Source organism: Proteiniborus ethanoligenes (assembly GCF_900107485.1).
Taxonomy (GTDB): domain Bacteria; phylum Bacillota; class Clostridia; order Tissierellales; family Proteiniboraceae; genus Proteiniborus; species Proteiniborus ethanoligenes.
The window spans coordinates 48,079-71,176 of sequence record NZ_FNQE01000020.1; the positions used below are offsets into that span (position 1 = coordinate 48,079).

At 34.4% G+C, this 23,098-nt stretch carries 19 protein-coding genes and 1 pseudogene; all 20 read left to right on the top strand.

What is annotated here, in order from left to right:
• Positions 1-168 precede the first annotated feature (168 nt).
• Positions 169-1,221 carry an ABC transporter substrate-binding protein gene (locus BLV37_RS09320; RefSeq protein ID WP_091730419.1) on the top strand — a complete coding sequence of 351 codons (1,053 nt, stop codon included), beginning with the start codon at positions 169-171 and terminating at the stop codon, positions 1,219-1,221.
• Positions 1,221-2,234 (top strand): FecCD family ABC transporter permease, encoded by a 1,014-nt coding sequence (locus BLV37_RS09325; protein ID WP_091730421.1) that lies wholly within the window; start codon positions 1,221-1,223, stop codon positions 2,232-2,234. The genes BLV37_RS09320 and BLV37_RS09325 overlap by 1 nt, the downstream gene beginning before the upstream one ends.
• Positions 2,235-2,242: 8 nt before the next feature.
• On the top strand, positions 2,243-3,016 hold the full coding sequence (locus BLV37_RS09330; protein WP_091730424.1) for an ABC transporter ATP-binding protein: 774 nt from the start codon (positions 2,243-2,245) through the stop codon (positions 3,014-3,016).
• Positions 3,017-3,269: 253 nt separating this feature from the next.
• Positions 3,270-4,094: a pyruvate, water dikinase regulatory protein gene (locus tag BLV37_RS09335; protein ID WP_176967937.1), complete on the top strand. Its 825-nt coding sequence runs from the start codon at positions 3,270-3,272 to the stop codon at positions 4,092-4,094.
• A 27-nt stretch (positions 4,095-4,121) separates the two neighbouring features.
• A complete protein-coding gene (gene ppdK, locus BLV37_RS09340) occupies positions 4,122-6,749 on the top strand; it encodes a pyruvate, phosphate dikinase (protein ID WP_091730427.1) in 2,628 nt (875 codons plus the stop codon).
• Between the two features lie 271 nt (positions 6,750-7,020).
• Positions 7,021-7,206 (top strand): hypothetical protein, encoded by a 186-nt coding sequence (locus tag BLV37_RS09345; protein WP_091730429.1) that lies wholly within the window; start codon positions 7,021-7,023, stop codon positions 7,204-7,206.
• Positions 7,207-7,255: 49 nt separating this feature from the next.
• Complete coding sequence (locus BLV37_RS09350; RefSeq protein ID WP_091730432.1) at positions 7,256-8,143, top strand: hypothetical protein; 888 nt, start codon at positions 7,256-7,258, stop codon at positions 8,141-8,143.
• A gap of 671 nt (positions 8,144-8,814) precedes the next feature.
• Complete coding sequence (locus BLV37_RS09355; protein WP_091730434.1) at positions 8,815-9,951, top strand: hypothetical protein; 1,137 nt, start codon at positions 8,815-8,817, stop codon at positions 9,949-9,951.
• Positions 9,952-10,010: 59 nt separating this feature from the next.
• Positions 10,011-11,426, top strand: coding sequence for an ApeA N-terminal domain 1-containing protein (locus BLV37_RS09360; protein ID WP_091730437.1), 1,416 nt, complete (start codon positions 10,011-10,013; stop codon positions 11,424-11,426).
• A gap of 514 nt (positions 11,427-11,940) precedes the next feature.
• Complete coding sequence (locus BLV37_RS09365; protein ID WP_244270515.1) at positions 11,941-12,444, top strand: GNAT family N-acetyltransferase; 504 nt, start codon at positions 11,941-11,943, stop codon at positions 12,442-12,444.
• 299 nt (positions 12,445-12,743) lie between these two features.
• The gene (locus tag BLV37_RS09370; protein ID WP_091730458.1) at positions 12,744-13,052 is read left to right on the top strand and encodes a nucleotidyltransferase family protein; all 309 of its coding nucleotides are present in this window, start codon (positions 12,744-12,746) and stop codon (positions 13,050-13,052) included.
• The gene (locus tag BLV37_RS09375) at positions 13,039-13,395 is read left to right on the top strand and encodes a HepT-like ribonuclease domain-containing protein (protein ID WP_091730460.1); all 357 of its coding nucleotides are present in this window, start codon (positions 13,039-13,041) and stop codon (positions 13,393-13,395) included. The genes BLV37_RS09370 and BLV37_RS09375 overlap by 14 nt, the downstream gene beginning before the upstream one ends.
• Positions 13,396-13,849: 454 nt before the next feature.
• Positions 13,850-15,184 carry a hypothetical protein gene (locus BLV37_RS09380; RefSeq protein WP_091730462.1) on the top strand — a complete coding sequence of 445 codons (1,335 nt, stop codon included), beginning with the start codon at positions 13,850-13,852 and terminating at the stop codon, positions 15,182-15,184.
• 43 nt (positions 15,185-15,227) lie between these two features.
• A complete protein-coding gene (locus BLV37_RS09385; protein ID WP_091730465.1) occupies positions 15,228-15,467 on the top strand; it encodes a hypothetical protein in 240 nt (79 codons plus the stop codon).
• Positions 15,461-15,766, top strand: coding sequence for a hypothetical protein (locus BLV37_RS09390; RefSeq protein ID WP_091730469.1), 306 nt, complete (start codon positions 15,461-15,463; stop codon positions 15,764-15,766). Before BLV37_RS09385 ends, BLV37_RS09390 begins: the two co-directional genes overlap by 7 nt.
• A 376-nt stretch (positions 15,767-16,142) precedes the next feature.
• On the top strand, positions 16,143-17,555 hold the full coding sequence (locus BLV37_RS15455; protein ID WP_091730471.1) for a response regulator transcription factor: 1,413 nt from the start codon (positions 16,143-16,145) through the stop codon (positions 17,553-17,555).
• Positions 17,556-17,709: 154 nt separating this feature from the next.
• Positions 17,710-18,219, top strand: a complete 510-nt coding sequence (locus BLV37_RS09400; RefSeq protein ID WP_091730485.1) for a hypothetical protein — start codon at positions 17,710-17,712, stop codon at positions 18,217-18,219.
• Positions 18,220-18,255: 36 nt separating this feature from the next.
• Entirely contained in the window at positions 18,256-19,233 is a 978-nt protein-coding gene (locus BLV37_RS09405) for a zinc ribbon domain-containing protein (RefSeq protein ID WP_091730474.1), read from the top strand.
• Positions 19,230-22,592 carry a hypothetical protein gene (locus tag BLV37_RS09410; RefSeq protein ID WP_091730477.1) on the top strand — a complete coding sequence of 1,121 codons (3,363 nt, stop codon included), beginning with the start codon at positions 19,230-19,232 and terminating at the stop codon, positions 22,590-22,592. The genes BLV37_RS09405 and BLV37_RS09410 overlap by 4 nt, the downstream gene beginning before the upstream one ends.
• A 280-nt stretch (positions 22,593-22,872) precedes the next feature.
• Positions 22,873-23,098, top strand: a pseudogene (locus tag BLV37_RS09415) (hypothetical protein); the annotation flags it as partial.

A 23,098-nucleotide genomic window follows, 5' to 3' on the forward strand; every position in this document is an offset into this window, starting at 1 on the left:
GGGAAGAACTCTCATTTGAAAGGAGTATAATATTTTAGTAAAAAGATAGAGCTCTTCAATTACTTTTTAGATTTTATTTTCTAAAATATATTTGCAAATATGATTATTATATGCTATTATGAATACGTTATCCAATACAATACATAACGAACAGAGGTGTAATATAAAATGATAAAAAACAAACATTTTAAAGTAGTCTTAGCATTAATGCTAGTATTGATAATGTCTTTTTCTATAGTAGCATGTGGGAAAACACCAGTAGAACAAATACCAGCAGAATCTCAACCTGAGGAAGCTAGGGAGATAGTTGTAACAGATCATTTAGGAAGAGAAGTAAAATTTGATAAACCAGTTGAAAAAATAGTAAGTGGATATTACATAACATCTTCTATGCTTATAGCCTTAGGATTAGAGGATAAAGTGGTTGGAATAGAAGCTAAAGCAAATGCTAGACCTATTTATGGATTAGCAGCACCACAGTTTCTGGAATTACCTAATGTAGGTACTATGAAGGAATTTGATTTAGAGGGAGCTGCCGCATTAAAGCCAGATTTAATTATATTATCAGTGCGTTTAAAGGATGCAGTGGAAAGCTTAGAAAAATTAGGCTTAAAAGTAATAGCTGTAAATCCTGAAAGCATGGAAGAATTAAAGGAAGCTTTAGATATGGTTGGTAAAGCTACAGGCACAGAGGATAGAGCTGAAGCGCTAAAGAAATATTATGATGATAAAGTTCTAGAGCTAAGCAAATTAGTCGAAGGTAAAGAAAGGAAAAATGTATATCTTGGTGGTAATAGCAACCTTCTTTCAACTGCAACTAAAAAAATGTACCAAAATTCACTAATAGAAGTAGCTGGTGGTAATAACGTAGCAGGAGATATTGATGATACTTATTGGGCAGAAATTTCTTATGAACAGCTTATAGCTTATAACCCAGATGTAATCGTTGGAATACCAGGAGCATCTTATGCTAAGGAAGATGTTGTCAATGATGAAAAGCTACAAAGCATAAAAGCTGTAGAAAATGGGCAAGTATATTTTATGCCAAATGCTTTTGAAATGTGGGATTCTCCTATACCTTCAGGAATTATTGGAGCTATGTGGATGACTAGTGTGTTAAACGAAGATGTTTATCCTTTTGAAAAATTCAAGCAAGAGGCCTTTGATTTCTATAAAGAATTCTACAACGTAGAAATTAATATGGATGATATAACAAAATAATGAACGTATCAAAAACTAACACAAAAAAATTTTATAATAATGACTACTTGCAATACCTAGTAGCCTCCATTCTATTGGGGGCTGCTTTTATCATATCTATTGGAGTAGGAAGATATCCAATTTCAGTAAGGGAAATCATAGATATAATAACTGGTGCAGAAGTTGATTCTATGACAAAAACTATATTCTTTACCCTACGCCTTCCTAGAACTATAATGGTATTTATTGCTGGAATAGGGTTAAGTATAGCGGGTAGTGTTTACCAAACAATATTTAAAAACCCTTTAGCAACTCCTGATATAATAGGGGTATCTTCTGGTGCAAATTTAGGAGCAGCTATTTCTATTTCTTTTTTTGCTGGAGGAACCTTATCAATAGCAGTATTTGCATTTTTAGGAGGCATTAGTGCTGTATTTATTGCACTAGCCCTAACAAGAGTTTCTAAAGACAAGGGTATCACTACCTTTGTTTTAGCTGGGATTGTAATAGGTTCTATGGCTCAAGGCATGATTATGCTCTTAAAGTTTTTTGCTGATCCAGAGAGACAATTAGCTGCAATAGACTTTTGGTCCATGGGCAGCTTTGCTGGTATAACCAGCCATAAGCTAATATCCATACTTCCTTTTTTTATTATAGGAATCATGGGGCTTATACTTATGAGATGGCAGATAAATGTACTGTCTTTAAGTGACGAAGAGGGCAAAAGCTTAGGAGTAAGAGTAGGACTTGTAAGGGTAATTGTTGTTATATCAGCTACACTAGTGGTGGCTAGTATAGTTTGTGTTACTGGACTTATTACTTTTATTGGACTTATAGGTCCCCATATAGGAAGAATGCTGACAAGGAGAAATGATTTTAAAACTACAGTTTTAAGTGGCATTATAGGTGCTACAATTTTGCTTATAGCTGATTGTTTAGCAAGGAGCTTAGCTAGCAGTGAGCTACCAATTAGCATACTCACTACATTTATTGGAGCTCCATTTTTAGCCTATTTAATGGGCCGTTTAAAATAGGAGGAAATATGGATATATTACAAGTTGAGAATATAAAAGCGGGCTATGGTAATAGTGTAATAATAAATGATATAAACTTTTCCATGAGAGAAGGAGAATTAACAGCTCTTTTAGGGCTAAATGGAGCAGGCAAGACCACATTATTAAAAGTTATTAGTGGTCTGTTAAAGCCAATAGATGGGAAATGTATTGTTAATGGAAGAGATATATACGAACTACAGGAAAAAGAAAGAGCAAAACATATTAGCTATATGCCTCAAAGAAATAGTATTATATACGATACCCAAGTAATAGATGTGGTTTTAATGGGCATAACTCCATACTTGGGAGTATTTGATTCTCCTACAAAAGCCCATAGAGCACTAGCCTATGAAATGCTAAAGCTAGTTGGAATGGAATATTATTTAAATGAAAATTTCTTACATTTAAGTGAAGGCCAAAAACAATTGATAATCATATCTAGAAGTTTAATGCAAAATGCAGAGATAATGTTGTTTGATGAACCGGATAGTGCTTTAGATTTTAAAAATAAGCATATGGTTCTTAGCAAAATCAAAGAAGTAGTAACAAAAGAAAAGCGAGGAGGAATAATTACCTTGCATGACCCTAATTTTGCACTTAGCTATTGTGATAGGATTATTATTTTGGAGCAAGGAAAGCTTTTTACCCAATTTAAAACAAAAGGAGTAGATAAGGACTTTCTTTGTGAAGTATTTATGAATATATATGGAAATATTGATGTAATTAAGCACAAGAATAAATATATAATTGTGAGACTATAAACTATAAATCTATATGGAATCCTCAATATAGATTAGTATCCTAATAAAGCTAACTAGATTTTTATATAAATCTCTGTTAGCTTTTTTGTGGTTAGAAAACCCAAAATAGCACAACTATTTTAGAGGTTTGGAATAATATAATGAAAGCAATAAACATTTTTCTTGAGTATTTATTACAATTTTATATTGACATGAAAAGAAGTATGACATACTATATAAAATATAGTATAACATTAATGAAGGGGGCATAGGCTTGGAAGGATTGCAGATGTATATTGTATCTGATTCATTAGGAGAAACAGGAGCATTAGTTGCCAGAGCAGCAATATCGCAATTTAAGGCGGAAAATTATGAGATAAAAAGATACCCATATATTCATGAGAAGGAAAGATTAAAAGAGATACTTGATGAAGCTTCTAGTCAAGAAAATTCAATACTTATCTACACCTTGGTAGATAAGGAATTAGCTGAATATATTAAAGAATATTCTATGCAAACAGGTCTTTTAGCTTATGATTTAATAAGCCCAATTATAGATGCTTTAAGTATGAAATTAAACAACGAACCTTCACGAGAACCAGGGATTATTAGAAGGCTAGATGAGGCATACTTTAAAAGAGTAGCTGCTATTGAATTTGCTGTAAAATATGATGATGGTAAAGATCCAAGAGGTCTTGCAAATGCAGATCTTGTATTGATAGGAATATCTAGAACATCAAAAACACCCTTGTCAATGTATTTAGCAAATAAAAATATAAAGGTAGCAAATATTCCATTAGTTATAGAAGTAGAGCCTCCAAAAGAAATATACCAAATACCAGCAAAAAAAATAATAGGGCTTACAAATTCTCCTGAAAAGCTAAATGAAATTAGAGAAGAGAGACTGAAAGCATTAGGTTTACCTAGTGGTTCAAATTATGCAAGCCTTGAAAGGATACTCCAAGAGCTAGATTATGCAGAGCGAATTATGAAAAAAATAGGATGTCCAGTTATAAATGTGGCTAATAAGGCTATTGAAGAAACTGCAGAAATAGTTTTATCACTATTAAAGAAGAATGGAATAATATTCAAACAATAAATGTGAAATATTAGGAGGGAAATACGGATGAACAATAAATATGTATATAGTTTTAATGAAGGTACAAAAGAAATGAAGGGCTTATTAGGAGGTAAGGGTGCAAATTTAGCTGAGATGACAAATATAGGTCTGCCAGTACCTCCAGGATTTACAATTACAACTGCTGCATGCACTCGTTTTTATGATGAGGGAAAAAACCTTTGGGAAGATTTGCTTTCAGAGGTACATGAGCATTTAAAAGAGCTAGAAGAAAATCTTGGTAAACGCTTTTCAGATGAAAATAACCCTCTTTTGGTATCAGTTCGATCGGGTTCTGTATTTTCCATGCCAGGCATGATGGATACAATACTTAATCTTGGACTAAATGATATATCCGTAAAGGGCTTAGCAAAGTCTACTGGAAACGAAAGATTTGCTTATGACAGCTATAGAAGATTTATTCAAATGTTTTCGGATGTGGCAATGGAAATCCCAAAGGTAAGGTTTGAATCTTTACTTGAAGCAATGAAAGAAGAAAAAGGAGTAGAACTAGATACTGAACTAGATGCTGATGATTTAAAGCTGTTAGTAGAGAAATATAAATCTGTATATTTTGAAGAGAAAAATGAAGAATTTCCACAAGAGCCAATGAAGCAATTAGAACTTGCTATAAAATCTGTATTTCTATCCTGGAATAATCCTAGAGCTATTGTTTATAGAAAACTAAACAATATACCACATGACCTTGGAACAGCAGTAAATATTCAATCAATGGTGTTTGGAAACATGGGTGAGACATCAGGAACGGGAGTTGCATTTACTAGAAATCCTGCTACAGGAGAAAATCATTTATTTGGTGAATACTTAATAAATGCACAAGGTGAGGATGTTGTTGCAGGAATTAGAACTCCTAATGAAATATCTGAATTAAAGAATACTATGCCAAAGGTTTATGAAGAGTTTGTTAAAATTACCCATATACTAGAGAAGCATTACAAGGATATGCAGGATATTGAATTCACTATTGAAAACGGGAAGCTATATATGCTCCAGACTAGGAATGGTAAAAGAACTGCACAAGCAGCAATAAAAATAGCTGTTGACCTTGTGAATGAAAATGTCATTACTAAAGAAGAGGCTATACTTAGGGTAGAACCAAATCAGCTTAATCAGCTGCTTCACCCAACTTTTGAGGCGAAAAGCTTGAAATCAACACAGGTTTTAGCTAAAGGACTTGCAGCATCTCCAGGTGCGGCTTCTGGAAAGATATATTTTAATGCTGAAGACGTTGTTTTAGCTAAAGAGAGAGGAGAAAAAAGCATATTAGTTAGACAGGAAACATCTCCAGAAGATATCGAGGGCATGGTTGCAGCAGAGGGTATACTAACATCACGTGGAGGAATGACTTCACATGCGGCAGTTGTTGCGAGAGGCATGGGCAAATGCTGTGTTGCTGGCTGTAGTGAAATAAGAGTAAATGAAGAAAGTAAAACTATTAGAATAAAGGATTTAACATTAAAAGAGGGAGACTATATATCATTAGACGGAAGTACGGGAATAGTATATCTTGGAGAGATAGAGAAGGTTCAACCAACCTTAAGTGGAAGCTTTGGTACATTTATGGGCTGGGTAGATGAAATCAGAACATTGAAGGTTAGAACAAATGCTGATGCTCCGAAGGATGCAGCTCAAGCTCTTAAATTTGGAGCAGAAGGTATTGGCTTGTGTAGAACTGAGCATATGTTCTTTGAAGAAAGTAGAATTTTATCTGTTAGAAAAATGATAGTAGCAAATACTCTTGAGGAGAGAAAAACTGCTTTAGACGAACTATTACCTGTACAAAGAAAAGACTTTTTTGATATATATGAGGTAATGGGTGAGAGACCAGTTACTGTAAGATTGTTAGATCCACCACTTCATGAGTTTTTGCCTAACAAGGACGAAGATATTAAAGAGCTTGCAGATGTATTGAATATAGGCTTTGAAGAGTTAAAGGACAGAGTGGAGGGACTAGCAGAGTTTAACCCAATGCTAGGTCATAGAGGCTGTAGATTAGCAGTGACTTATCCTGAAATCTATAGAATGCAGGTTAGAGCAATCATAGAGGCTGCCATTGATATTAAAGAAAAGGGAAATGAAGGCATATATCCTGAGATTATGATACCATTAATTGGTGATATCGAGGAGCTAAAATATGTAAAGAATGAAATATTGGAAGAAATAAATCTAGTATTCAATGAAAGAAATAATAAGGTTAACTATATGATAGGTACTATGATTGAGGTACCAAGGGCAGCTATTACAGCTGATGAAATAGCTAAGGAAGCAGAATTTTTCAGCTTTGGTACAAATGACCTTACTCAAATGGGCTTTGGGTTCTCAAGAGACGATTCAGGGAAATTCTTAGACGATTACGAAAGAAAGGGTATATTTAAAAATAGTCCTTTTGAAGTAATAGATAGAGCAGGAGTAGGGAAACTTATGAAGATTGCTGTAGAACTTGGAAAAGCCACCAGACCCCATATTAAGCTTGGTATCTGTGGAGAACATGGTGGAGAACCAAATTCTGTAGAATTTTGCCATGAGATTGGTCTTGATTATGTGTCGTGCTCACCATTCAGAGTACCAATAGCAAAATTAGCCGCTGCACAAGCGGCATTACGTTCTGCACATTAAATAATACGTTCTATTTTTTAATTGGAGACGTATACACATAAACCTAGACGTATAACTAAAACTATTGCTAGACTAACGGTGGGTGTAAAATAAAACAAGGGTATTATCTCTTAGTAGTTTAAGAGGTAATACCCTTGTTTTATTAGTTAATCAAGTGGAAGTTGGTAGTAGTTTGGGCAATATACTAAAAAACAAAAGTATATAAAGATATGTTATAATGAACATTAGTATATTTATACGAAGTTAATTAATGTTAAAGGAGAGTATAATAATGGAAAAGATAATATGGGTTAGAAGTAACATTAAAGCGTTAGGCTCAAAAGAAGATGATGGATTGGATATTGTAAATAAGCACTTGGAAGAAGGCTGGAAAGTTAAACATATTTCTGCTTGTGCTGTAGGGGACAGTATAATCTCAGGACAGGCATATATTGTAATTGAAAAAGATACAAACTAATTAAATTATTCAACATTATTTATATTAAGTATCAGGAGGAGGTATTTATTTGAAGAAGAATGGATTATATGTATTAATTGGGGCACTTATAATATCTCAATTTATCTTACTATTAAAGATTAATAGACTGGAAAGTCAAACGGAATATACAAAAAGTCAAATGAACAATTTAAGTGATGAAATTAGAAATGATATGAATGCTATCTACTCAAATGTTGATGATATGTTAAATAAAAAAGAAAGCCTTATCGAAATTAGTACTACTGAGGTAGGATCTGTAAATAGCGATAATCTCACGGTGCCTATTACTTTTACACTTACTCCTAAAGAAGTAAGTGCAAACACAACAGTAAGTCTTGATTTTAATGGTGAGTTGTTCTCAATGGATAAGATGGGCACTAGTTTTACAACTACGGTAGACCGAAGTATTTTTTCTGATGCATTACCTATAATTGTAATTGATGAAAATGGTGTTAAGAAAACTATGGATGCTGAACAAATTGGTATTCATGATATTAAAAATAAGATTTTTCCAAATATGTTTCCACGACTCCTTGGACAAGCAAGCTATAGTGGTGACACCTATTCTAGGAGTGGAAACCTAAGTATGGAGATTAAAGAATCAAATGAATATATTAAGTTTACTAAAATTAGATTAGTTATTAAAGTTGATGAAGACATAATCTCTGAAGAAATAATACCAAATGATGTATTTAATTCTGATTATGAAATAAGTAAGAAGATACCTTTAGGTGAGGGTGAAGTATCTACCATGATAGTAATAGCAACTGATAGTATAGGGCTAGAACATCATTATACTATAGATACTTGGATAGGTGGTTCTAATAGACAAAGAGAACCATGGTTTGAGGATGAACATATATATTCTCCTGATGGTAAGTTGCTTTGGCAACCTGAATATCAAAAACATTATTAAAATAAATGCATCAAGTAATATAAAGTATATAGAGTTATTATGTAAGTTTACTAGCTGTACATTTTTTATATTTTATGTAGCAACTTAGAATGGCTATATAATTTATAGTACAAGAAGTGTTCCATAATGTGCAAAAATGACGATTGGTCTATTTTGATTGCAGTCGCCCAGGCAGTATTACGTCATCCTCAGTAATTGACAATGTCCTCTGATTTAATTGGAGAGGTATACACATAAACCTAGACGTATAACTAAAACTATTGCTAGACTAGCGGTGGTATAAGATAACAGAGTGTGATCCAATTCAGGTGTAATACAAAAATATACTACAAAATCGGGATTAACATCGGTTAGTCATAGAAAAAAGCATTATATATTAAAGTATAATAAAAAAATAAACTAAGGGTATTATCTCTGGATAGGTATAAGGGATAATACTCTTTTTACTTGGTGATGCGCATTTTATAATATAACTTGGGTAAAAATAAATTGCTACTATAGAACGGATATTCGGGTTTCTTAAAGTTCTCGTTCCAGAAAGTGGATTATCATGATATAATTTATGTAAATTGCTTTTCTTATATAACAAAGTAAGAAATCATTTACGGTTAGTATAATTTATTATAGTTAGAATGGATGAAAGAAATCAAATTTATTGGGGGGAGACACAATTGAATACTCTAACAATTGCGAGATATAAAGATGGATATATAAAAATTACGGAATATAATAAAACTATACATAAAAACGGAGAAATATTTTGCCCATTTTGCAACCCATCTTTAGAGGTAACTGGAGTAGAAAACAAGTTTTTTAGAGCATTGCCAAAGAGAGGTGGACATAATTGTGGCCGTAGAGCAGTTGAATATTTCAATGCTGAATGGGAAGGTAGACTGCTCATTGAAACAGTAAAGGGTGATGAGGGCGAAATCGAAATAGTAATTGATATAAATAGCCTAGCTAAAATGAGAAAGGGTCTTAGTAATATAAGTATTACTCAAGAACCTGAAGATAATGCCACAAATAATGATATGGAAAAATATAATAGATACAAAACCTACAAAAAGGTGTTAAGAGATATAGTTAGAACAGTATATCAAATGAAAATGCTTATTGAAAAAAATTCAATTGATGACCTCGGAAAGATCAAATTTAAATATAAAATGGGCAATGAAGAGTTGGGAATAAATGAAGTTGTAATCCCAGTTGATGAGCTTAATAAAAATTTGCATTACAAAGAACGGTTTGTTATTTATGTTGTTGATAGCGTCAGAGTTAGTAACGGAAAGATATACATCAATTCTTATGAAACTGAAGGTAACACTATCACTACTTCATTTAATTACCCATCCAAACGTAATCAAGCAGGTATAAATAAAGATGATATGATTATTGCATTTGGCAGAATAAGTTACTATGAACCAACAGATCAATATTACTTGAATATATTGAGTGATTTAAATATAGTTAAAATCAATGATGAAGAATTGATTGAAAGATTCAATAATAAAAAAATGAACAGACGAGAATTTATAAAGAAAGATAGCACTTTAGAAAATAAGGAACATAATATTGTTAATGTGGATTTAATTAAATCATCTAGCTTAAAGGATATAACTTCGTATCAGGAAGCTACTGAACGAGATCAGCAAATTCAACCAAGGGTAATAAAAGAGGTTATAAAAAAGGATATACTAAGTGATAATGATCATAAGTATGGGGTTGCATCTATGGAACAAGTATCAAAAGAAACTGGCTTTTTTAGTAAAGTGATTAGCAAATTATCTTGTATCTTACGGAACAGATAATTTTATTTGTATATCTGCATAATCGGAATAATAATAAAAAATATAGGAGTAGTGATAAAATGGAGTTAAATCTATCTGCAACAGGATTTTGGAAGATAGAAAATTCAGAGAAAGAATATATTGGGGATTTGTATTTGAATAAAGATAAGGGTGGAATAATACTTTATATTCGTATACCTAACATAGGTCCTATGCTAAGTTTTTTAGAACTTCCACTTGAGATTGCATTTATCACTGGGACTACTACAAATGGAGCTAAAATTACTCTTGTCGATTGTCTAAGAATAAGTACCAAGAGTAGATTAGGTTCTGAAGATATATTTGGATATCAAGCAAGATTTATGCTTGATGGCATTACTTTTAATGATGAGAAAGATATTAAATTCAAGAAAATGGAAATTAGTATACCAGGAATAATTCAATGGGGAAATATCTCAAATTATGTAATACCCGATTTAGAAGACGAAGATACACTTATAGGTTTAAAAGCTACTGAACCTATTGAACTACATGCAAGTAAAGAATACAGGCTACTCTACTGCTTGACATTTAGTATTCCCTATCAACTTATGGAAGAGAATATCCATTTAAAGCAAATACCATATCTTGTAATTGAAGCTGAATTAGTACAATCATTAGATTGGTTTATGAAAATAGCCAACCAAATGAAAAGGTTAATTGAAATAGCTATAGGTAGTCCACTAAGTTTTGATTCTATTATTGTAGAATCGCCTGAAATATATAATGAATTTGGGGATGGAAATAAATATAATCGACCATTAAAAGTTATTCATACATTTAAACAAGATATTGATAAAGAAGGTCTTTCTAACAGAATATTAAAACATGATTATTTATTTGATTTAAGCGAACTCAAACAAGCCAATTTTTCAAAATGGCAAGAAATAGCTAGTATTATGGAACCTATAATAGAACTATATATTGATAGTTTATATAATCAAAATTTATCAGTTAATCGACATTTTTTGAATATGGTACAAGCATTAGAAACATATCATTCCCGTAGAATTGCTTATTCTCTTAGTGACTTTAAAAAAAGAGTAAATGATTTACTTGAAATAAGGCCAAAAGCTTTTAAAGAAAACGATAAGGTTTTTTTATTAGACGGTAGTTATAAGCAGGTTATATTAAAAAGTCGTTTAGCTGACCTATTATTAGCAAACTTTAGATTTGCATTTTATACAGGGGATTTTAAATTAATGGACTTTCCCCAAATAATTGCTAGCACGAGGAATTATTATACTCACTATAATCAAAGATTGGAAAACAAAGCACTTAAAGATGTGGATCTGGTAAATGCCTATCATATTCTACGAAATATACTAGAGTTCTATTTACTTATTGAGCTTGGATTTGAAGAAGAGTTTATACACGAGAGAATAAGAGAAAGAATAAGACCCATAATCAATAGCAATGACATAAAGAAAGCAGCTAAGAATAAAAGCTACAAGTAACTATTCCTTTTTATATCATGATTTTACAAGTCAAGAAATAAGAAGTTCTAATAGAAAAATAATGTGTGATAATATAAATTTATATAGGCAGAAAGTTTGATTTGCAAGAGATACAATATATAGTGCGTAGTTAGCCAGAATAATTATAGAATTTATGTTAAAAAGTGTTCCATAATGTGCAAAAATGACGATTGGTCTATTTTGATAGCAGCAGCTCAGGCCGCATTAAAAAATCCACGTTAATATTAGACGTCCTACAAAAAATGATAGACGTATATACAGAAAATCAGATATATAGTTAAAAATATAGCTAGTCTAGCAGCAATATAAACATCAGAATATTAAGACTTAGGGTACAGTTACTATAAAAATTAACTGTACCCTTTCTATTTGTAGATTAATTTATGGATGATTATGGTATAATGAAGCTAAGTAGTATATTGCGTAGTAACGCTCAGTGATTTAATTCTAAGTTTCAAGGGGGATTAAGATGATTTATTATAATAATGATAATTTGGCTTTACGCTCAATGATGAAAAGTGACATAAAAAAACTTGTTGATGGTTTCGTAGAACAAGGCTGGCATAAATCAAACGAATTATTTAGTGAATATTACAATCAGCAAGAAAACAAAGAAAAATTAGTTGTTATTGCAGAAATAGGTAGTGATGTTGCTGGCTATGTTACATTACTTCCATATGCTAAAGTTGGACCTTTTGCAGATAAGAACATACCTGAAATTGTTGACTTTAATGTTCTTATCAAATACCAAAAGAGAGGTATCGGCAGCAGGATTATGGATGTTTCAGAGAATCTCGCAAAGGAGAAAAGTGATTATGTTTCTCTTTCAGTGGGTCTTCATAATGGATATGGTTCTGCTCAGAGAATGTATGTAAAACGAGGATATATTCCAGATGGGACAGGAGTTTGGTATAACGGAAAGCAATTAGTACCGTATACAAAATGTGTAAATGATGATGATTTAACATTATATTTTTTAAAGTGTTTAAAAGAATAAAAAATATTCGTTTCGTTTGCAATATATGAGTGATGAAATTACTTCGCAACATTTATATTAAACGTCATAAGGCTGTATAAATTTATAAAAACTAATACCCAAGTAATATATCATAAGAAAAAAGGTAATTTTAATGAACTTGAAACAAAGTGATAATTAATTGTGGCGTAATAAATGAACCTTTGGAAAGAAGGTATAGGTTGCTAAACCTATCCTGTTCATTGGTTGGTTCCATAGTATAATAATTACAATAATCCTAAGTTTTGTTTGGCGAATAAAGTATTGAAAGGAGATATCTTATGGGGAAAATCTATACTAAAAATGAGATAAGAAGGAAGTTACTACCAGTGTTTAGTAAGCATCCTATAGAAAAAGCAATACTTTTTGGCTCTTATGCAAGGGGAAATCCAACACACCTGAGTGATATTGATATACTAATCGATAGTAAGGGTAAGATTCGGGGTATTGATTTTTATGGGGTGTTAGATAATATTGTAGAGGTCCTAGATATTCCGGTGGACTTAATTGAGGCATCACAAATTATTGAAGGAAGTCGTGTACAAAATGAAATAAAAGAAACGGGGATAATTATTTATGAAAGAGCGTGAAAGGATTATTCTTAATAAAATAAAAATATACGCAGAACAAGCAATTCAATTCAAGGAAGGTATGGTTTTGGAAGAATTTTCTAGTGACCCCAAAACAATTTCGGCTTGTGTTTTTAATCTTAGTCAAATTGGTGAACTGGTGACTCGGATTGAGCCTGAATTTTTAAATAGAAACAGCCATATTCCTTGGTATAAGATAAGAGGTATGAGAAATAGAATTGTCCATGATTACGAGGGTATACAGTTAAATATAGTTTGGGATGTCATAGTTGACTTTTTACCCGGGTTAATTAAAGATATAAACGAGTTATTGGACGTAAAGAAAGAAAATCCTAATTACTAGGAGTAAAGGTGTTCCATAATAGGTAAAAATATAGATAGGTCCTTTATGCTAGCAGCAGCCCAGGCGGCAGTGAACGAAAAAGTCCAATCAAAAGGCAGCTCAGCAGAGGCTGGACAGAAGTAGAAAAACCTTATATATCAATGGCTTTAGCGTTTTAGATTAGAAAAAATCAAAGGTGCTATCTCTTAGTATTTTGAGAAGTAGCACCTTGTTTTTTATTAAAAAACGGTATCATGGTACATATCCAAAGCAATAAAGCAGAGGATAGGGTTTAATTTTTCATTTGATATAGTAGAAATGCAGGGGGAAAAGTGGAAGGAAATATTAAAGTACTGGACAAAGGAAGATATTACCTCTTATAATAGAATAATAAGCAAGCGAAATAAATAAACAATAAAAAATGACAATACAATAAATAAGAAGGCTTGAAAAAAACCTTAGGAGGCAAAAAAATATGAGAAAATTACTCTCAATAGTTTTGATATTTACATTTATTTTATCAACTGTTACTGTGGCTTTTGCGGCACCAATTCCAGGAACAGATAATGTAGCTTATAGGGCACCTCAAGAAAAAGCTATTAAAAAGTTAGTAACGATATACGTAAATGATAAACCTGTACAATTTGAGATTTATAAGATTGAAAACACTAAATATTATAAAATAAGAGACGTTGCAAAAGCAATCAACGGAACTGAAAATCAATTTAATGTTGTATGGAATACTAGTAAAAAGTCTGTAGAGATACTTACAGAAACACCATATACAGAAGTTGGTGGAGAACTACAGGTAACAAACAGTCCTGAAATAGGTCAAATGGATATTAATAAATATCATCCTTTGTATCTTGATGGTGAAGAAGCATTCGGAATAAGTATTATCAACGGTAATGGATATATGACACTGCCACATTTAAGCAACTTAACTGGATTTGAGACTACATGGGACTATGTGAATGGAGATAAAATAACAATAAATACAAGACCATTTGCTAGGAATGAATATAAACTTTCAACGAATCCACCATACACCTTTAGTCAAACAAAGATGGATTATCCATATAACTTTTATATTGAAGGAAAGGGATACCTTGATTTTGGAAAAGATAAGCCATTCATGGAAAACGGAGCTTACTATCTACCAATTGAACACCTAGCCTATCTTGGTAACTGGGAGTATGTATGGGAACCAGAAACAGGTTCAATCTTATTAGGTAGATATTATACAGAAGAAACAGCGTATAAACATAACCTTGATTATCATATTATGGGGAGTGACTCAGACGGAGCACCAGTTTATTATGGATATGATCTCCGAAATGGTAATCCTATCATAAAAGATAGATACTATGGGGCTAGTAATGAAGTCAGACTTAAGGTAAATAGCAGTATTTCAGAACACAAAACAGTCTATAAGCCAACTAAGTGGGCACTTGATTTTACAGCAAGCGGTGGAATATATCTTGATACTTACAGTGGTAAAGTAGTAAGTATCAATAATGATACGGTAAGTGATGGTTCATTAGATAGAGAATACAAGGTAATACTTAAAGATGGCAAACCTTATTTAGAAAAACAAGCATTAACAGATACAATAGTACTTCCTATGTTAATAGCTGAACATGAAAAGACATTTTACTATGGTTCGGGTGAATATTTAAAGGAAATAATGCAAAAAGTAGTTAATCCAAACTTGAAAATGCAGGAAACTTTCAACGATGGGAAATCATACATGGAAACTATGGAAGATTTATTCAAAGACATTCCAGTTTATGTGCCACCTACAAATTAAATAACGATTAAACTATACAAAAATCAAAATATCTAGTACATTAGTGCTAGATATTTTTCAGCTTGTTGGTAAAGTTATAGTAGAAGAGAATACTGAATTTGAATGGCTTTTAAATCTCTCAGACATTGAAACTGGTGACTTGTTCGGTTTTTATCTGAACGAGAAATATGAAGTAAAGAGAGAAAAGAGCATAGAAATTAGGGATTCAAAATATACTTGGGCATTTAAAGCAGTAATAAGCGTTGAACAGGATAACAATCACGTGAGGAGAGGATGGTGGTAGATTTTGGAAACGGCTTTGATAAAGTCATTCGTGAGGCATCAAGTGTCTTGGGTAAACCTATTGATAAAGGGAAATATGAGATAATAGATAGAGGAATGTCACACCAGCCTAAAAATCTTCCACCTCGGATGGTGGGTATATATACTTTTTATCATGAAGGAAAATTTATGAAAATGGGGAAAGCAGGACCCAATAGTAACTCTAGATTCTTGAGTCAGCATTACAGTCCAAAGTCAGCCCAAAGTACACTAGCGGCATCTATTTTATTAGATAATAGAATGCAAGGAAAAGGTTATTAATGAACAGAAGATTGGAGACTGGATAAAATATAATTGTAGGAGGATAGATATACTGTACAGGCATCTATTAAAAACAAAGACCAATCAAAATAATATTGAAGGTATATAATATCTCCCAAAGCTTTATAGAAAAAGACTTTGGGAGATCTCCTTTTTTTATAAGGAACTCATTATAATGTTCTGAAACAGGCTATACAAAACTATACAATGCAACATAAGTCAACAAATACAATTACTATTTCGATTTGACTATGGTATAATTATACAATACAAGGCTAATAAATATGATTTTGAAAAATGAATGTGAAAATGAGGTGGTCCTTTTGTCTGAGATAATAAATAGTGACAAATGGATTTTCCAGCGGGAGGTGGTGGAATGAGCAAACTCAAAGTAATAAACGAGCGCACTCTATCTATTGCTGGGTTTTCTTTGCTTTTTGCTTATCTTTTATCCTTTCTTTTTGAGGGACAAGTTCTCTATAATATACTAGCTTATTATGATGTTAATGACTCTGCTTACATACTGTCTGCCATTGTTGCGCATTTTTTAGGATTGTTTTCCTGTGGCTATGCTGTAAAATCTTCAATAACTGCAAAAAAAATGATGATTATCAGCATGGGTATATGCTTGATTGCAACTGTACCGTTCTTTTATATCCCATCTACCCTATGGGTAGTGGGATTGATTGTCAGCGGATACGCAGGGGGGTGTGCAGTGGCATCGTGGGGATATTTTCTTAAAGCCTTTACACCTAAGAACCAACGTATAAAGTCCTGTGCGGATGTGTTGATTTATTCTAACATTATTATGATTATAATTAATGTAATCGCTATGAATCTTTCAACTATTATTGGACTTGCTCTCTCTATGCTCTGCCTTGTGGCAGGCATGGCATTTATTTGGATTCTGCCAACTGACACAAAGAAAATACAACAGGATGAAACAGATAGTAAGCTTTATGGAGACATAAAAAAGCCACTAATGCTGCTATGCCTGTTTGTTTTTGTTATAACTATTAATTCTGGTCTTATGTATCAGGCCATAAACCCAGCCTTCGAGCATCTTACCAGATTGGCAAGCTGGTATTGGGCAGTGCCTTATATTTTTGCCCTTGTTGTTATGCGAAACTTGCCGGCGGGGGTCAAGCGTTCAAGAATTTTGTATGCTGGAATGGCAATGATTATGGGAGCGTTCATCAGTTTCATGTTATTGGAGCGGAAGGCTTATGATTATATTGTAGTGGATACCTTGATGCTCAGCGCATGTGGTATTTTTGATTTGTTTTGGTGGAGTATTATCGGGGAGATGCTTGATTATACACAAAATCCTGCTAAAGTATTCGGCATTGGACTATCAGCAAATGTGTTTGGTGTTCTTTTTGGTGGTGTTGTTGGAATGGTGGTAACATCCATTCAACTTTCCGGAGCAGAGGTGGCAGTCATTGCTCTCACCATTGTATGCATAACATTAGTGATGCTGCCTCCCTTAAATCGACAGCTCGTTATGCTGCTGAAGAATCATGCCTATCTTATGGCCTATGACCGTATGAGCCAGATGCAACAGACAGATATTATTCGGCAGACAAAAACTCTTGAAGAATTGACCACTAGAGAACAGGAAGTGCTCCAGCATATTTTATTTGGAAAGTCCAACCGTGAGATTGCGGAGACGCTGTTCATCAGCGAAAGCACTGTTAAAACCCATGCAAGAAATATATATTCAAAATATGATGTCAGCAGTCGTGCTGAGCTTATTAGCACTTTGCTTAAAAATCAATCTAGTTCATAACTGAAAAGCCTAACAAATACATAAAAAAGCCTCTCATACTTTAGTATGAGAGGCTTTTTTATAAAAATTCATACTTTAGGTTGATGACTTATCTCCTGTTTTTAACTAAATTGTATTATGAAGGAGACTGTATTATGAGGGAGGCATGATGCATATGAAGGCGATCCAGAAAAGACGTAATTGTTATGCAGTGTTATTTGCAATTAGTGTTTTTTTGACTGCCTTATTGGCCTTTAATTTTATGATGGATATGGTATTCGTATTTGGAGCCACAAGTATAGCTCTGCTCATGCTTCTGGTAAGGCATAGCTGTTTGCTTTATGATGCAAGCCTTATCTGGGATAACCGCATCCTTGTAGTATCTTCAGCTGTCATTTCCATATCTGGCAGTGAGGGAGAAATAGATGAAGATGAAATTGTAGTATCAACCTTTGGAATCCTAATAGGTAGTAAAATTTACAAATGGGGTTGTAATGGTTTAGGTGGAGTAAAGCTGAGGACTATTGAGATTGATCGAGTAAGGATTTATCTAGCCTTCGGTAATGAAGCAGAAATCATGAAGGTGGAATTGTTGCATGGTATGTCTGATAGGCAGGAGGTGATGGATTTAAAACAAAGGCTATGGCATGAAACTGGGGTTACAGCAAAAATTAGTGGTTGGTAATGCGAAATAGCAATGAATAAATAAAGGAGTGATACTATGAGTAAATTTTGCACAAGCTGTGGTAAGGAATTAGAAGCAGGGACAAAATTTTGCCATAAGTGCGGTGCTGCAGTTTTTTCTATATCTGCTGAAGCTAAAGCATCACCAAATGATATTATGCCACATAAAGATTTTCTTATGTCAAAAGCTACTGAAAAAATTAAAGAAGAATCTAATAATAAGGCCAATCATTACGCTGAAAAGATCTTTTCTGATACAGTTCCAGCCTATGAGTTAGCAGGGGAGATTGGGTTACCGCTGGAGCTTGCCCCCTTTCCGACAGATTTCGATGGGGATGGGCTATTTTCTGTGCTAAAAAGTGGATTGGGCGGACTGATGGGTGGCTTTAAACGAACGCTGGGGGATAAAAAAAGGATAACTTTGGTTATTGCACTGACGATCATTTGGCTGTTGGTAAATTTATTAGCTGCCTTGGGAATCTTTCCACTTCCACTCCGATTGCTTTCGTGGCTGACGGCTGCCCAGGGAAACCTCATTGGCGGTACTATAGGAAAAGGTCTTGTGGCGGCGCTACTGGCACAAATTATTGTTCATAAAGGTATGTTGACTGTCCTGAAAAGTGGCCTTGGACAACTGGGTAGTATCCTTAAGAGTGGAAAAGGAAAAGCTGTGCCGCTGTTGCTAGGGTCTGGAGCAGTTCTTATAGTCTGCAATATGATGGTTTCTACTAACCTACAGAATACCATGGTCTGTATCGCAGGCTTTGCACTTTCGGTGAAGGCACTGACGCAAAATGGTTTTTTGCGACGTCTCATCATGGGTCTATTGCCTAAAGCAAAGGATGTCACCATAACAACCATCATGGGAGGATGGACCCTAGGATTTGCTTTGTTTGCGGTGGTGAGCCTTCTGCCTGGAGGACGAAACGGCTATTTGCTTGGAATATTACTACTTGTAGTCGGTAGTATTCTGGTAATTACAGGTAGAAACAAAAAGGGGGTAATGGCAGAATGAAAATAAGAAGAAAAACATATTTTGCTACTGTTTTGACTATTGCTGTTTGTTGCGGGATAATATCTCCTTTGATAGCACAGGCAAGCGAAAAAGGATACTCTTATACAGACCCAAACCTAGTGTATAACATGGAGGCAGTAGAATATAAGGGAGAAGAATTATTTCAGTCTAAAGGCAACACATTTCACATTTCGTCAGAAGACTCCTCTGTTGCAACTGCTGTGCAGGCGGTTCAAATATGGGCTCCAGATTGGTCTAAAGGTTATGCAAGTCTAAGCGATGCTGTTTTGCTACAGCAGGATTTATATGAGAGCACTGTCACAGGACTTCCTACATATGAAACAGGCTATTCTAAAGCAGATGAGGGTGTCAATAATGTGGATGAATATTCCTTTTGGAGAAGAACAGGTCTACATGCTCCTAATATGCAGGCGCAATATCATGAAGTTTTGGGAAATCCGATGCAGTATCTCAAATATAATATAGGAAGATTACAACTAAACAATTCTGAGTGTGATGAAATAACTGCTGAAGAAATAACTTTTGGTGGTTATCCTGCAGTGATTACAAGATTATACAGGGAATATCTTGGTGATGAAGAAGTTGGGATACAGTGTACAGGCAACATTTATATCTGGGTAACTGAAATTCCCCGATCTCCTGAGGTATATTTGTCGGAAATTCTGCAACGAAATGAAATAGAGAATATCACCTTCCCTGAATCAACCGAAGAAAGGTATAAGGTTTTGGGCGAATGCTATATTGCACTAGAATTGAGTTATAACTACGGCTCAGATATTAGTAGCGCAAGGGGAGCGGATAAAGACATAATGATTGACGCTGCAAGAAGCTTGTTTGATTTGGCGGAGCAGGACTTTAAAGACTTAATGGCAAGAGCTGAAAATTCCATTAGATTTGAAACAAAAAAAACCATGGATATCAAGGTTAAAAACTATAAGCCCAAGGGCAGTGCAGGCCTGGTTAACACCAGTGCTGAAAAGGAGGCTGGTGAAACCAATGTCAGTATCCCCGCAGCTTTTACAATTGTCATCATTGGTGCAGGTGCAGCCTTAGCTGGAGCAGGAGCAAGTGATAGCGGAGGAAATGGAGGCGATAATAAGGGTAAAAAGAAAAGCCGGTATAAAATGTGTTTGCGCAAGAGCTTTGGCGATGCAATCCGCTATGACAAACAGCCGGTAAGTGTCTATGCCCGTATGGTAGAGATTACTTTGGAAGGAAAGGAAATCGACCGACCGGACTTGACTGCTTCTTTGGAGATTTTTTCTGGAGGGAACTTAACAGTAGAAGGTAATTCCATGGCAGGAAATTACATGGGTGCTTTGGTTTCTGCTCAGTCGGTACCTGGAGGTCAAAATCCAAGTGAAGGTATTGTTAGTATTAGATTCAACGGCGAGGGGGACTCCTTTCAAAATAATGTGACCTTCCGGTTAATTGGCAAGCCTTATATTTCTTTCCTTGAGCAGGGTAAATATCTTACAATGACACTACCTATGCTTTTAGGAGATGGAGAGACCTACAAAACACCTTTTATTCTCAATGACTTTCTAGATAAACCGACTTCGGTGAAACTGGAAGTGGTAGAAGATGTACCTCTAAACTGTGAAATAGAAGAATTAGAAGAAAATCAATATATTCTTAAAGTAAAAAACAACAGCTCCAAGACTGAAACTCATCAGGCGGTTAAGCAGACATTTTCTATCGGAATCCGAGCAGAAAATCATAGTGAACTGGCAGAAAACAATCTAAATGTAGAGCTTTATCCAGAAGGACTTTCCATTCGTGAATTGAAGTTTGACGAAAAGGGCTATGCCTTTATAGAAACCTTTGACAATGAGAACACAGAGGAATGGGGGGATGTGCTGCCTACCGGATTTGTGATAGATTTCGTTGTACCTGAAGCAGATCAAGGTGGAAGATACCGGGCTCGAGTCATGGAACCAGAGGAATTCAGTCCCGTCTTTGCTAGACTAAAAGGGACTGATGATCGTACTAATCATCTGGCCGAGAGGCTTAAGTACACCATTGAGGAAATAACGAGTAATCTAAAGGAATATAAGTTTGCTCCTCAGGAAGCTCTGGTAGAAGAGGAAGGCAAACCTTACTATCTGACCTTGCCTATTTCATGCAGTTATGGAGACCAAGAGTATATCCTAGATTTGCCGGTACGTCTCTTAGGTGGCGGACCTGGACCTATGGATGGCTGGGATGAAGAATTTTCCAAGATGAAGCGCATCGTCAGCAGAGTAGGCGGTATCAACCCGGAAATTGCCCGAATGCTAAGGGAAAACGGTAAAAAAATGTCCACTGCAGAACTGCGTCTTGTGAATAAGCGAATCTGTCAAGATGCCATTGTCTATTACACTAAAGACGCTTCGGAATATGAGAAGATTGCTGCAGAACTAGATAATATGATTTACTATGCAGAGTGGCTCAAATGGTTTGGGGACCAGGCCTTTTCTTATCTAATCAGCACCTATCACGGAAATAAAATGGATGCCATTCTCTCACCAGCCAAGGATATTTTTGCTACCTTGCTAGGTGAAATTATTGGGCAACTGGCTTATGGAGAACAAATTGATTATGATACATTGGAAGTTGGCAAAAACATTAACGCAGCTTTTGATAATCTAATTACCAATGCTTTCGATGACAAAATAGGAAAAAAAGTTAGTTTCAAGCAAGCGTGTGTAGTAGTAGGAGGATTTTTAGTCTGGAAAATCGCGAAAAATATCTATGATAATATTGATAAGGACGGCAAAGCAGATCTTTATTCAGCAATAACAGCTACTACATCAGATTTGACAGCTATGGGTATGAAAAAGATTGCCGGCAACTTCTTTGACAAAGCCCTAAAAAACAAAGTAGTCCAGGACAATCTGAGCAAGCCGCTGGGCAAATGGCTGCAGAATATTGTACCTGATACAACCTTGGGAAAATGGAGCAAGGACAGTAAAGGAAAAGATATTTTCAAAATGATTGATTTTAATAAGTCTGATATATTCCAGAAATACCTGGAAGAATTCTTCGGCATGGGCATGGTCAAGGTTACGGAAATAGATATGGCAGCTGTAAAAGATTTGCATGAGTTAACCAGCGGCGGCAGCATACAAAGCACTGTAGATCTTTCAGCATGGCCAAAGATTGACTGGAGCACTGTGGTTAATGAACAAAATGGTCAGCAGGAAGCCTATAGGATATCCATTAACCTTATTCCTGAATCCTTGGGCAAGCTTTATGATTATCTTTTTGGGGAGCTTTTTGGGAATATACCATTTGCTAAAGAAGAAAAGCAACCACCTGTGGATCCACCTTATAATCCTGAAGGGAACATTGCTTAAACAGGATAATACAACTTTGGTTAGATGTTTAGTAAGGCTGTATTAGAAAGTATAAAACATTAATATATTGTTTAAAACTCCTTTTTGGCAAGAGATTAAGCAGTACCAGAAAGGAGTTTTGCTTGTACAACAAAATTATTAGAGATAAATAACAATAATTGGAAAACTCAAAATATACTTAGTGTAAAATAATTGTAGGAAAAAATATAAAAAGAATAGCCCCATATGTTATGATGGAAGTGTCAAAGCAACACACCAAAACACAGAGGAGGCTATTCTTATGAATACAATTATACACGAAATAGTAGAAAAAATCACCCTGGATATGAAAAATAATTTAGAGGACCTAATATTAGATAGTAAAGACATTTCTCATTTCATCATAAATACAGGAAAATCCCTAGATGAAATAGGAGTTAAAATAGTGAAGGAAGCTCTAGAAATGCTTGATGAGACCATTAGGGAGTCAAGCACTAGAAAAAAGGAATACTACATTCAAAGAAGAA